General features: G+C 50.5%; 13 protein-coding genes. 5 read left to right on the top strand and 8 right to left on the bottom strand.

What is annotated here, in order from left to right; genetic code table 11:
* Positions 1 to 161 precede the first annotated feature (161 nt).
* Positions 162 to 1,085, bottom strand: a complete 924-nt coding sequence (locus L4174_RS21955) for a LysR substrate-binding domain-containing protein (protein WP_248143178.1) — start codon at positions 1,083 to 1,085, stop codon at positions 162 to 164.
* Between the two features lie 148 nt (positions 1,086 to 1,233).
* Between L4174_RS21955 and L4174_RS21950 the strand changes: the two genes are divergently transcribed.
* The 3 genes from L4174_RS21950 to L4174_RS21940 are packed head-to-tail and all read left to right on the top strand — an operon-like array spanning position 1,234 to position 2,461.
* Positions 1,234 to 1,848, top strand: coding sequence for a glutathione S-transferase family protein (locus L4174_RS21950; protein ID WP_248143180.1), 615 nt, complete (start codon positions 1,234 to 1,236; stop codon positions 1,846 to 1,848).
* 17 nt (positions 1,849 to 1,865) lie between these two features.
* A complete protein-coding gene (locus tag L4174_RS21945) occupies positions 1,866 to 2,243 on the top strand; it encodes a nuclear transport factor 2 family protein (RefSeq protein ID WP_248143182.1) in 378 nt (125 codons plus the stop codon).
* 11 nt (positions 2,244 to 2,254) lie between these two features.
* Positions 2,255 to 2,461 carry a 4-oxalocrotonate tautomerase family protein gene (locus tag L4174_RS21940; RefSeq protein ID WP_248143183.1) on the top strand — a complete coding sequence of 69 codons (207 nt, stop codon included), beginning with the start codon at positions 2,255 to 2,257 and terminating at the stop codon, positions 2,459 to 2,461.
* Positions 2,462 to 2,789: 328 nt separating this feature from the next.
* Here L4174_RS21940 and L4174_RS21935 read toward each other — a convergent pair whose 3' ends face one another.
* A complete protein-coding gene (locus L4174_RS21935; protein ID WP_248143185.1) occupies positions 2,790 to 3,176 on the bottom strand; it encodes a hypothetical protein in 387 nt (128 codons plus the stop codon).
* Between the two features lie 401 nt (positions 3,177 to 3,577).
* Between L4174_RS21935 and L4174_RS21930 the strand changes: the two genes are divergently transcribed.
* On the top strand, positions 3,578 to 3,826 hold the full coding sequence (locus tag L4174_RS21930; RefSeq protein ID WP_248143186.1) for a hypothetical protein: 249 nt from the start codon (positions 3,578 to 3,580) through the stop codon (positions 3,824 to 3,826).
* Positions 3,827 to 4,258: 432 nt separating this feature from the next.
* Here L4174_RS21930 and L4174_RS21925 read toward each other — a convergent pair whose 3' ends face one another.
* The 3 genes from L4174_RS21925 to L4174_RS21915 form a co-directional block, all read right to left on the bottom strand.
* Positions 4,259 to 5,344: a poly(3-hydroxybutyrate) depolymerase gene (locus L4174_RS21925; RefSeq protein WP_248143187.1), complete on the bottom strand. Its 1,086-nt coding sequence runs from the start codon at positions 5,342 to 5,344 to the stop codon at positions 4,259 to 4,261.
* Between the two features lie 183 nt (positions 5,345 to 5,527).
* Positions 5,528 to 6,721, bottom strand: a complete 1,194-nt coding sequence (locus tag L4174_RS21920) for an acyltransferase (RefSeq protein WP_248143188.1) — start codon at positions 6,719 to 6,721, stop codon at positions 5,528 to 5,530.
* 246 nt (positions 6,722 to 6,967) lie between these two features.
* Positions 6,968 to 7,864, bottom strand: a complete 897-nt coding sequence (locus L4174_RS21915; protein ID WP_248143189.1) for a LysR family transcriptional regulator — start codon at positions 7,862 to 7,864, stop codon at positions 6,968 to 6,970.
* Positions 7,865 to 7,962: 98 nt separating this feature from the next.
* Between L4174_RS21915 and L4174_RS21910 the strand changes: the two genes are divergently transcribed.
* A complete protein-coding gene (locus L4174_RS21910; protein WP_248143190.1) occupies positions 7,963 to 8,481 on the top strand; it encodes a lactoylglutathione lyase family protein in 519 nt (172 codons plus the stop codon).
* An 84-nt stretch (positions 8,482 to 8,565) separates the two neighbouring features.
* On the opposite strand, the gene L4174_RS21905 is transcribed toward L4174_RS21910, so the two are convergent.
* The 3 genes from L4174_RS21905 to L4174_RS21895 form a co-directional block, all read right to left on the bottom strand.
* On the bottom strand, positions 8,566 to 10,542 hold the full coding sequence (locus L4174_RS21905; RefSeq protein WP_248143191.1) for a BCCT family transporter: 1,977 nt from the start codon (positions 10,540 to 10,542) through the stop codon (positions 8,566 to 8,568).
* 390 nt (positions 10,543 to 10,932) lie between these two features.
* A complete protein-coding gene (locus L4174_RS21900) occupies positions 10,933 to 11,562 on the bottom strand; it encodes a DUF1190 family protein (RefSeq protein ID WP_248143193.1) in 630 nt (209 codons plus the stop codon).
* 10 nt (positions 11,563 to 11,572) lie between these two features.
* Complete coding sequence (locus tag L4174_RS21895) at positions 11,573 to 11,989, bottom strand: DUF350 domain-containing protein (RefSeq protein ID WP_248143194.1); 417 nt, start codon at positions 11,987 to 11,989, stop codon at positions 11,573 to 11,575.
* Positions 11,990 to 12,013 lie beyond the last annotated feature (24 nt).

Genomic DNA, 12,013 nt, shown 5'->3' with positions numbered 1-12,013 from the left:
TTTTCTGGCATCAAGATGATTCAGAAATGCATTTTCTGGTGTGATTCAGCTCAGTCACAGGCGTCTACAATCTGAAAATTCATCCGTGATATTTCCTGTGACTGAGCTTGCCCTGTAACTGAACCCAAAGGGCTTGCAGTTGTACAAAGTGTAATATTTAGTCATGGCTCTGAAAACCATTGCTCCAGAAACGCAATACATTGGATGACGGTGGCTGGAACGAAATGTCTGGCTGGGTAGAGGGCATACAGTGTGAGAGAAGGCTTTTGTACGTCTTTCAGGACTTCGACTACTTCTCCGTTTTTTAACGCGTCCCGGCACACGAAATCTGGCAGAAATCCGACGCCCTGATCGGCCTTGATCGCCTCTAACATAAATAGGGTGCTGTTTACGCGTAGTGACCCCTTGATGGGAATCCCATCTTCGATGGGCCAGACATTTTTCCCTTTGAAGTAGGCATATTCAAAGCAATTGTGGTGGAGGAGATCTTTGGGGTGCTCAATGCTGCCATAACGATCCAGATATCGACGGGATGCACAGATCCGGTACTGAAACGTTGTCAGTGGCCGGCCCACGTAACTGGAGTCAAACGGATGGCTGGCTGCGCGAAATCCGAGATCAAACCCTTGCTCAACCAAGTCGACATCTTCATCGCCAAGGTGAATGTCTAAATCAATGTCGGGGAACTGACGCATAAAATCGGCAAACATATCTGCCAGATCGGTGATCCCCAGTACCATCGGCGCATTGATCCTGAGCTTGCCCCGGGGTGTCTGTTGCAGCGATTGCACAAAGGCATCGGCTTCATTGATATCCGCCAGGATTTTCCGGGCCCGCTGTAAATACGCTTCCCCTGCATGGGTGAGCTGAACATTGCGCGTTGTTCTGTGCAGCAGGCGGACCCCAAGTTCATCCTCGAGCCGACCAATTTCTTTACTGATCATAGATTTGGACGTGTTGTTTTGCTCGGCAACCCGCGTAAAACTGCCTAAATCTGCCAGACGCACAAAGAGCGCCATTCCCCGGAGTTTATTCAAAGCTTTCGTATTCCCTGTTGATGTTGACTGTTTCCATTTTGCGAACATTCAGTTCACATTGTCACTATATATAAAGCGCTTTCATCACCATACACTTTTCTCCATCGTCCGGTTTGATGTTTAAGTGGCTGTGCGGACGAACTGAGTTCAGGGAGCTGGAATGGCTCACATCACCAAACAGAACAGGAGAAACACCATGTATACGCTTTATTTCGTGCCAGGCGCTTGCTCACTGGCCACTCAGGTTGTCCTTCGTGAACTGGGTCAGGACGTCACGCTCATTCAGAAACAACAGGTCGCCGATTTCACGGCCATCAACCCTGCGGGCACAGTGCCGGTCGTGATCGATGGTGACAGAACCTTAAGCGAAGGGGCTGCCGTGATGATTTATCTGCTTACAAAACATCAAAACCCGATGTTACCGGTGTATGACCTAACTGCAAGACAACAGGCGATTCAGGACATCATGTTTGCCAATGCAACCATGCATCCGGCCTATGGCCGATTGTTTTTTGCCTTAAATGCAATCGAAAATCAGACGCAGCGGCAAGCTTTTTTCGACAGTGCGGCGGCTGCAATTAATCAGCTCTGGCTAGTGGTTGAGAAACGGCTGGAATCGTCGCCATTTCTCGGCGGTGAACAGGTTTCTGCCGCGGATATCATGCTGGCCGTTTATTCTCGCTGGGGCGCCAGTTTTCCGGTCAGCATTGTGATTCCGGAGAAAGTACAGCGCATGCTTGACCACGTGATTGCCATGCCGAACTTCCAGAAAGCACTCCAGGCTGAACAAGCCGTTCCAGAGTTTGCATGAGCCAGAGGAGCTTGCCCTTGAATTTGCACAACATCCGTCATCGGGATCTCGATCAGGTCACGGAAATCATTCAGACCTATTTTGAAGGGATTCATCACGGCGATACCGAAAAACTCAGCAGCATTTTTCATGCGGATGCAGTTCTGAAAGCACCGGACTTAAGACGAAGCGTCGAAGTATGGCTGGAGGTTGTCCGCTCACGCGAGAAACCCCATACGCTGGGTGCTGAATTTGCTTACCGCATTTTATCGGCCGATGTGATCGGTGATCAGGCAATGGTGAAAGTGTTGTGTCCGCTGCTGGGTCACACCTACATCGACTTTCTTGGCTTGCTGAAAGAAAACGGCCAGTGGCGTATCGTCAACAAAATGTACGCTGATCTGGCATCAAACTGAGGAGAAGGCACATGCCTTATATCAACATTAAACTGACCGATGAAGGCGTTACAAAAGCCCAGAAACAGGCGCTGATTCGAGGCGCGACACAACTGGTGGTTGAGGTACTCAATAAGAATCCTGAAACCACGTTTGTGGTGATTGATGAAGTGAGTACGGACAATTGGGGTATTGGGTATGAGCAGGTGACTGAGTTGCGGAGAAGCGTGGGGCGGTAGTGTTGATTTTTTGGGGCTGTCGGCGTGTTGGGCGCCGACAGCCTAAACATTCACCCATGAATTTTTCCCAGGGGGTTGTGTGAATCTTGGTTTTTAAACTCGTGGTCAGACAAAAGTGTGTCAGGGGTTTTGTTCATTTAGTATTTCAAGCAATGTCTCAAGTATAGGAGGATGCGATAGGTAAAAAGCAATCCCTGCCTCCTTGAACAGTGCCTAATTTAAAACCGCAGAAACAAAAAAGCGTTAGCAAACCCTACTCTGCTAACGCTTTGAATCAACAGAACATCATGTTACTTATGACGAACATGTTTAAGTTGAACGATTACGCTTAGTTTGACTCTTCATCAATGTCGCAATCAGTACAACTTTGGAGTGCGATTTCGTGTTCAAAGACTGCTGAATCGTTACCTTCTGCCAGTAGCTCTGCTATTTCATCCGCGACTTCTTGCTCATCTTCCGCTTCAACTTGATCCGCGAGTTCTTCTTCTGAGTAACCATAGAAATTCAGCAATAAGTAATCACGCGCTTCCTCTTTCGTACAAGTCACGTTCACCGAAAGATCTGGCTCAACGTTGCCTTGCGCGATAATCGCAGCCACTTGTGCTAGGACATCATCTTTCATCGCAACCGTTAACCAACCCAGATCAGTGCTTACTGTGGTTTTTTTACAGTTAAAACAAGGCAATTGATGAAAGTAATATTGAAAAGCAGTCATAGATAATTTCTTCATTGAGTGTTGTATAGCAAGATTATGCGCGTTTTCTAGCAAAATACTATCTCTATTGACATTGAAGAGTGGATTGCCCTGGATGATGTGGGGCAGGGTGCAGATCGGGGAACACTGATCACTCCGTTAATGCTAAAGACATGGTTTATAGGCTTACCACCGCCATGTTAATCTGTAGCGGCCTAAAAGATAAATGGACATAAATGTGCCAGTACTTTTGCTAATTCAGCAAACCACCATTAACTACAGGTATTGCAAAGAGAGTTGTGGACAGCTATCGCGAGCAGTAGACTTGCGCTAGCTAGAACGCCTGACTTTGGGGGCGCACTAAACATGAACCTTTGATTCTGCTACCGCAAAATCGATATTTAATTTGATGGAGATAGATAATGAACGGCAGTTGGGCTAACTTCTTTCCGTACTTTGCTGGAGCTTTTAAGCTTATTGTATTAGCTATTGGAGCCTACTTCGCTATTAAATGGCATTTTGATGAAGAGAGGAGGGTGAGGAAAGCTGAAGGCGTGGTATTTGGTAAACAAAGCTCCATGAAAAAGTTGGCAATGATGCTCGCCCTCCCAGTCCTTCTCACTCTTCTCGTCCTTCTAGTGATTTATGCGACGAACTGGTATCTCGACTGACGGGCTTTATTGATACGATCAATGTTTAGCGATTTCAAATAGTGTACTCACACTGTTAAGAGGCTTGTCCGATAAAATAGATCATGCTTCTGCTTTACCCAAGGATACTTTTTCCAGACCCAGTTAATGTTAGCCATCAGATAAAATAGGTCAATCAAGACACAAAATGTTGGATCAGCTTTTAAGCTCTAAATTGGTTTGGGGCAAATTACGAGTTAGAGTTTAAGCAAACCCACACCCCAGGGAAAAATTCATGGGTGAATTTTTAGGTTGTCGGCGATGGGAGGCCTACACCCGGCCCGGTCAACATTAGAGAACCAAAAGGCATGTCTGGGTACGCTTTGTGCCAGCAAAGCGTATCTGGCGCGCCCCCAAATGCTGAGGGGCACTGCAGAAATGATACGAGACATGCAGAGCCCTCAAATGATTGCCTCACATCACCTGCGTCAGCCGCGAAATCATCCCCTGAATCGCCCGCATTTGCGGCGCATCTTTGGTGTAGTAGTTATACGGTGGTTGCCCCATGGTGCCGTAGCCCCAGAAATCCCAGCAGCCGCGGGGGTTGTAAGGGACAAACTCAGACTTTTTCACCTGCGGGAAAAGCACGATGATGTTGTTGGTGTCGGCGACTTCCAAATAGCCGGTTTCGGTGACATAAGTGGTGCCGATGACGGAAATCCCCTGGCGGCAGCCATGCACAGAGACATGAACTTTGCAGGATTCGCTGCGACAGCTTTTCGGAATATACACATAAGCCGTGTTGTCCATGCTGGTCAGGGAGGTATCGAAGAATTCGCTCTGATCAAACGCAATCAATTCGCCGGTAAGGCTGGTTGCCGGGGCTTTCAACGGGCCGTAGATGTGCTCCAGAATCCGCTGCGCCTGATGCAGGTTACAGTGATTGATGTAGGGCGACTGGGTGATATCACAGGCGGTATCAGCCGGATCGTTGGTGATAAAGGCATGTCCGGCATCCACACTCTTGTCATAGTGAATCTGTGAAAGCGGCACATCCAGCTTTTGATAAAACGCTTTCGCGGTGTCCACCACGCCCGTCACTACAGTTTCATCCAGTCTGCCGGAAAACAGGTAAACCTGGTCATCTCTGATATTGTTCGTGTCATCAATCCGGCCATTTTCTGCGGTGACTTTTGCCAGTTCCGACAGGTAGCTACTGTTGGGAAATAACGTCGACGGACAAACACCCAGTGCGTTTTGGCACGGATTCATGCAGGTGGTGGTGGCGTTGACCAGCGGGTTGACGAAGGGGTTGTTGCCCGCGCAGTTCCAGGGGCCACCGGCGACAATCCCGACACCCATCAGTGATTCGGAATAGGCGATATGGAACTGGGCTGCCATAAAGCCGCCGGATGAGAGGCCGGAGATAGAGGTTTGATCGGTCCGGGCGTTCATGGGGGGCAGTTGCACGGTGGCTGCTTTGAGGTGGGCGCTGCAAAGCACGAGCATCAGCCCGAAGGTGAACAGAGAAAAGTGAATGGGGGATTGCTGTCCGAACATGGTGCCTCCTGCCGTTGTGTGACGTCCTGTCTGATGAGTCAATATGCGTTAGGAGTATAGGTTGGATTATGTGTGATGTTGCGTAAGTGTGAATTGCAGATATGTTGACAAAATGGGCAGCAAAAAAAAGTGGCTGATGATTCAGCCACTTCAGTCCAGAAGATATTGGGAGATGCTCTGGGTTTACATCTGTGAAACCTGAATGGTTATCTGAGTGCCGCCGAGACGGCGAAGCCATTTCATCACCGGGCGTTCGATCAGGTGGTAACTCATTGCGGAGACGGCCAGTAAAAGCACGGTGAAAGCCAGAATGCCCGTGATGAGGATCGGTCCATCGGTCTGGGCATACCACCAGGTTGTCCAGTCCGGATTGATGTGATGGATTATTTCTACACCAGCCAGCAGGATGACGGTGTGCCACAGGTAGATCGAATAGGAAATATCACCCAGATACTGTGTGATCCGGTTATCCAGTACAGACTGCATGACGGATGACCGCTGAACCTGATGTGCACCCGCCAGAACCAGCAGGGCAAACAGAACATAGGTGATCATCGTCGTGCTGTCAGTCGTGCTGAAATGCAGAACGGTCATCAGCGCTGCAATCAGAACAACAAGAAGGACATCCTGATTCATCCAGTGTTTGGCACGCACAGAAACCTGAATCCGGCAGAGCCACATCCCGAAAGAAAAACCGCACAGGCCGCGCAGGAAGGCTTGGTAAGTCGCTGTAATATCAAGGTTCCCTTTCAGGTACACCAATGTGCCAACCGTCATGAAAACTGCAAAAGGCACCCAGGCACTGCGTCTGGCGGACGGTCGCATCGCCAGCACCAGCAAAGGAAAGACCAGGTAGCAGAGCCATTCAATGCTCAGTGACCAGCCGGCAATATTCCAGCTCAGGGGTTGGCTGCCGATGCCATTCAGCAGCAGCAGGTTCGGTAAAATAGCTTCGGTGCGGTTGAAAGGTCCGGCAAACGGCGGAGTGCCACTGGCACCCCAGGCTTCGAATAAGGCACCACCATAGAACCCAATCTGGTGTTGCGATTTGTAATATTCCCAGAGGAAGAGCACCGCAAAAGTGATGAAGAACAGCGGGTAAATCCGGCTGAATCGCAGCCACAAAAAGGCGCGCCATCTGGGCAGGTTGCTCCCGTTGGCAAATGCAGGCAGATAAACGTGCATCATCACAAAGCCGCTCAGCATGAAAAAGATATCGACCCAGAGATAGCCATTTTCCAAAAACTGCGTAACACCGGCGATCGCTTCTTTCCATTGCGGAAATAAGATTAAACGGGCATGGAAAAAAGCGACGATCAGGGCGGCGATGCCGCGGATCGGCGTCAGGATCGGGAGTTGTCCTGGTTTGGTCTGCATATGAGTGTCCTCGTGCTGCGGTCAGTACCCGGCTGTTGGCTGTTTTGAAGACCGTTATTTTACGATGCAAAATTATAGGTGTCTTGTTGCATTTGTCTGTTCACAGGCCAGAACCGGGAAACTGTGTGTCTGACAGGATTGCGGTTGTAACAGCATGAAACATCATCGGTTTGACGGGAAAATTGAGATGTTTCAGTGAACTGAAACGGAGGCTTGGTTACCGCCGGTATGGACCGGCGAAGCGACTCAGCTGCGTTGCAGGGTTTGCCGGATACAGTCGATGAACCAGGGATAACGGGATGCCAGTTCCCGGTGGCGTTTCCGGACAAGGTACAGAGGCTCTCTGACATTGACGGTACGGTGCAGAATCCTTAATCCTTTTGAATAGGGGGACTCCAGAATGGTGCTTTCCGGGAGAACGGTAAAGCCAAGTCCGAGCGAGACCGGCAGCAGAATCTGGCTGAGCTGATTGATGTAGCCATGCACCGGCAGTGTATCCGGCTGTAAGGAGAAGGGCAGGTCCAACAGCACACTGTCGAGATAACGGCGCGCATTGGGGTGATCGATCAACCCGGTTTCTGTCAGCAGGGCTTCTGATAAAGGGGATGTGTCCGGCGCGGCGGGAAAGACCAGACACAGAGTCTCTTCACCAATTTTCTCACTGTGAAAACGTGCCTGTGATTGTGCTTGGGTCAGCGGTTCGGCCACGATGCCGAGATCGACTTCATCCTGTTCCAGCAAGTGCAGGATACGCTGATCCGGTGCGGATTCGACGGCCACAGATAATGCCGGAAAGGCCTGCTGGCGTTGCAGAAACAGCGGATAAAGCTGATTTGCCAGTGTGCCGGACATCGCGAAACGGCAGGGACCGGCTTCCGGGTTATCCTGTAACAGCGCCTGTTGCAGGCGTTGTTCCTCTGCGGCCAGTGTCTGGCAGTGTTGGTAGAGCACGGTTCCTGCGTGCGTCAGCTCAAACCTCTTCCCGATCCGTATGAGCAGTGCCTGCCCAAGTTGTTGTTCCAGCTTGCGGATGTGCTGGCTGACCCCGGGTTGCGTCATATGAAGCCGGGCCGCGGTCTCAGTGAACTGGCCGACGTCGACCAGCGTCGCGAAGGTATGAAGCCATTGCCTGTTGAGTTTCATGGATAACAAATCGTGATGAAAATAAGAATAAATGATAATTTTTAATTCACTTTTTGGCGAATTAAAGTGGGACGCTCAACAACAGGAGGATTCCACTGATGAACACTGAAGCACAAACGCCTTATCCAAGAACGTTCTCTCATATCGGTATTTCGGTGCCGGATCTGGAAGCGGCGGTGACATTTTATACCGAGGTGCTGGGCTGGTATCTGATTATGCCGCCGACGGAAATCGTGGAGGATGACAGCGCTATCGGCGAAATGTGTACTGATGTCTTTGGCGAAGGCTGGGGACGTTTTCGGATTGCGCATCTGTCGACAGGCGATCGCATTGGGGTGGAACTGTTTCAGTTCGACAATCAGCAACAGCCGGAAAACAACTTTGAATACTGGAAGACCGGTGTGTTCCACTTCTGCGTGCAGGATCCGAATGTCGAGGAACTGGCGGAGCGTATTGTTGCCGCAGGCGGGAAAAAGCGCATGAAAGCACCGCGCTATTATTATCCGGGTGAGAAACCCTACCGCATGATTTATATGGAAGATCCGTTCGGGAACATTCTGGAAATTTACAGCCACAGTTATGAACTGCATTATGCCAGCGGCGCCTACAGCCACTGATCCGGGATGTTTCTTTGATTAACCGGTTAACAAAAAAGCCAGCATGAAGCTGGCTTTTTTATGGTTCGATTCGGGTTCAATGCCTCAGGAAGCTACGGCTTCTTCGACAATATTTTCCGAAGTCGCCAGATGCAGGAAGTGCATGTGACGTTCGTACTGGGTGACCGCATCGGCAATGATCTGGTCTTTGGTGTAACCCATCACGTCATATTGCTGGCCGCCCTGCAGCAGGAAGACTTCAGCCCGGTAATAATCGTCGTAGGACTCATTCGCGTAGCTTGGCAGTGCGAAGTGACGCAGACGAATACCATAGGCGAAATCTTCGACTTCTTCTTTCTCGACCACCAGACGAACACGGGACTCATCCAGCACTTGCAGCTTCGCAGCCAGCCCCTGTGCTTTCATTTCATCGACCAGCGTTTTCAGTGCCGGTGTTGCCGTAGCCCTGATGAAGTTCTCGGCTTCTTCTTGCTTCGGATGGCTGACCAGTGCAGAAATCCGGGTTTTCCAGCTGACACTGTTTTGCGTGTACTGCAAGGTCGTGTTGTGGTTCTGAATACTGTTTTGCAGCATGTAGTCGTTTCGCAGCGCCTTGAACAGACAGTAACAGAACAGCAGCATCAGAATCATGATCGGGAAGGCACTGGCGATCGTCATGGTCTGCAGCGCCGACAAGCCGCCTGCAGCCAGCAGGGCCGCTGCAACCACACCTTCAATCACGGCCCAGAAAATACGCTGCCAGACCGGTGGCTCCGCGGCACCGCCTGAGGTCAGGGTATCGATGACCAGAGAGCCGGAGTCAGACGAGCTGACGAAGAAGGTAATGACCAGCGCCACACCAATGACTGACAGTACAGAAGACATCGGCATGTGTTCAAAGAACTTAAACAGCGCGACCGGGACGTTCTCACTGACCGCTTTGCTCAGGTAGTCGGCGCCGTGATTCATGATGGCATCAATCGCAGTGTTACCGAATGCCGTAAACCACAGGAAACCGAACAGTGACGGGATCAGCAGTACACCCACCAGGAATTCGCGGATGGTTCGGCCGCGTGAAATCCGGGCAATGAACATGCCCACGAACGGCGACCAGGAGACCCACCAGCCCCAGTACAGCAGCGTCCAGCCGCCAATCCAGTCTTCTTTCGGCTGATAGGCATACAGATTGAAGGTTTTGCTCACGATCTCACTCAGGTATGAGCCGGTATTCTGAACAAAAGATTTCATGATCATCGCCGTCGGGCCAGCCAGAATCACGACAGCCAGCAGCAGGACCGCCAGGAACATATTGATGTTTGACAGGCGTTTGATCCCGCCGTCCAGGCCCAGTACAACAGATGCCGTGGCAATCAGGGTAATGGCAGCGATCAGCATGACCTGCACGGTCGTGGTCTGAGGCAGATCAAACAGGTAGTGAAAACCGGCGTTGACCTGTACCACACCAAAGCCCAGCGAGGTGGCGACACCGAACAGCGTCCCGATCACGGCAAAGATATCGATCATATGACCAATCGGGCCGTAAATCCGTTCACCAATCAGCGGGTACAGTGCTGAACGTGGCAGCAAAGGCAGCTTGTGGCGGTAGGCAAAATACGCCATCGCCAGCGCGACCAGTGCGTAAATTCCCCAGGCGTGCAGACCCCAGTGGAAGAAGGTGATCTTCATGGCTTCACGGGCCGCTTCTACGGTTTGCGGGTCGCCGACCGGAGGAGAGGTGAAGTGCATGACAGGTTCTGCCACGCCAAAGAACATCAGACCGATCCCCATCCCGGCAGAGAACAGCATGGCCAGCCAAGAGGTATAGCTGTAGTCCGGTTCGGAATGATCCGGCCCGAGTTTAATATCTCCCAAACGGCTGAACATCACAAAAATGAGGAAGATCAGGAAGATGGCGACAGCCAGAATGTAAATCCAGCTTGCCTGGGTAATGATCCAGCCCTGAACGTTTTTGAAATAGGCTTCCATGGCCTGAGGCCACATCACACCAATGAAAGACAGTGCAGCGATAAAGATCGCCGAGGTAAAAAATACCGGTTTATTTAAATCTGACTTAATTCCCATAAATCCTTCAAATACTACGGTTAAGCGTCCGCCTTTGAGCCAACTCAGTGGCTGCGGCCAAACTATCAGTGCATGCAGCGTGAAAATACGGACAGCAAAGTTATCTGCATGAAGAGCAATATTCTGCTGATTGGCCTGCGCTCAGACAGAAAGGTGAAACTATCTTCTGAGTCAAAAGTGTAGAGATGTTAACAATAAACCACTTAGTATTCAAAGTGTGATCTAGGGTGTGTTTTCTTGAAATGTCTGATTTATTGAAGCAACTTATTGTTTTTCATGAGTTGCTTCAGTTTTTTCGGTCGTGAATAAACTTCGTGCACAATTGTTTTGATCTGTAATCTTCAGGCAAAAAAAGAGCGCCGCGGCGCTCTTTCTGTGCTGATGACGGAATCAGCCGCCCCAGCTCCGGCTGGATGAACTCGATGAACTCTTTGAGCTGCTCCAGCTGGATTTAGCTGCCGCACTGGAGCCAAAGCCACCGCGTGAGATCGTGCGGCTGACCGTTGGCTTCGGTTTCATCTGCTCTTTGCTGAGGATCACTTTGGAGTTCTTATAGCGGTAAGAACCGTAGTCATAACCATCAGCTGTGGTCCAGCGGCTGTAGTAACGGCTGCCCGGATAAGTCGAACTGAACATCGGCTGGCTGTAGTAGCCGCGGTTATTGTCCAGCAAGCGGGCGAACATAAAGCCGGCCATCGCAGGCATAAACCAGTTATTCTCAGGCGCACCGACACAGCTGTTCTGGCCGAATTCAGCGATACAGTCACGTTGGGTCATGAATTTTGGCGCTGTACGTGCCGCATCTTTCAATGCGGTCTCGTAGGCTGCCTCACATTGCGCTTCGAAGCCCGGGTTATCGCTTTTACAGTCGTATACCGTGTGGTAGAGCTTGGCTTCTTCTTTCGGGTCACTACAGCCAGCCAGCAGGCCTGCAGAAATCGCGGCAGTGACAGGTGCAATGGCAAAGGGACGCCATTGCTTACGCATACCGGGGAGATTGACTTCTTTGGTCCGTTTCATTGCGCCGCCCTCAGTATGTCATGCAGGCAGCGTTGAGCAGACCCACAGCAACAGAAGTCGCAGCCATCAGCAGACCCGCAGGGATCTCACCCGCTTCAATGCGTTCAGCGATGCGTGGCATGAAGCCTAAACGAACAATCAGATAAGCCAGCATTTGAGCCAGCAGGGCAACCACACCCCAGATAGAGAAATCAACAAAGTTCACTGAGTTACTGGCAGCACCGGCAATGGCCAGTGAATAACCCAGTACAGAACCCGACAGGGTAATGGCTGCTGCGGTGTTTTTCTCTTCTTTGACCAGTTTCCATTCGTCATACGGCGTGATGCGGACGAAGATAATTTTGAACAGCATCAGGAACAGAATAGAAATCGCAAAATAGATGACAAAAGAGCCTAACCCTGCGAGAGATTGTGTTAATAGATCCATGGAAATCCCTAAAATATATCGTTT

This window comes from Photobacterium sp. CCB-ST2H9 (genome assembly GCF_023151555.2).
Classification (GTDB): Bacteria; Pseudomonadota; Gammaproteobacteria; order Enterobacterales; family Vibrionaceae; genus Photobacterium.
The sequence above is the reverse complement of the archived record's forward strand: the minus strand, read 5'-3'. Positions and strand labels throughout refer to the sequence as shown.

Bases quoted from the DNA above. Each gene is read 5' to 3' on its own strand.
- L4174_RS21955 (WP_248143178.1), bottom strand. From the start codon at position 1,085: ATGTTCGCAAAATGGAAACAGTCAACATCAACAGGGAATACGAAAGCT.
- L4174_RS21950 (WP_248143180.1), top strand. From the start codon at position 1,234: ATGTATACGCTTTATTTCGTGCCAGGCGCTTGCTCACTGGCCACTCAG.
- L4174_RS21940 (WP_248143183.1), top strand. From the start codon at position 2,255: ATGCCTTATATCAACATTAAACTGACCGATGAAGGCGTTACAAAAGCC.
- L4174_RS21935 (WP_248143185.1), bottom strand. From the start codon at position 3,176: ATGACTGCTTTTCAATATTACTTTCATCAATTGCCTTGTTTTAACTGT.
- L4174_RS21930 (WP_248143186.1), top strand. From the start codon at position 3,578: ATGAACGGCAGTTGGGCTAACTTCTTTCCGTACTTTGCTGGAGCTTTT.
- L4174_RS21925 (WP_248143187.1), bottom strand. From the start codon at position 5,344: ATGTTCGGACAGCAATCCCCCATTCACTTTTCTCTGTTCACCTTCGGG.
- L4174_RS21920 (WP_248143188.1), bottom strand. From the start codon at position 6,721: ATGCAGACCAAACCAGGACAACTCCCGATCCTGACGCCGATCCGCGGC.
- L4174_RS21915 (WP_248143189.1), bottom strand. From the start codon at position 7,864: ATGAAACTCAACAGGCAATGGCTTCATACCTTCGCGACGCTGGTCGAC.
- L4174_RS21910 (WP_248143190.1), top strand. From the start codon at position 7,963: ATGAACACTGAAGCACAAACGCCTTATCCAAGAACGTTCTCTCATATC.
- L4174_RS21905 (WP_248143191.1), bottom strand. From the start codon at position 10,542: ATGGGAATTAAGTCAGATTTAAATAAACCGGTATTTTTTACCTCGGCG.
- L4174_RS21900 (WP_248143193.1), bottom strand. From the start codon at position 11,562: ATGAAACGGACCAAAGAAGTCAATCTCCCCGGTATGCGTAAGCAATGG.
- L4174_RS21895 (WP_248143194.1), bottom strand. From the start codon at position 11,989: ATGGATCTATTAACACAATCTCTCGCAGGGTTAGGCTCTTTTGTCATC.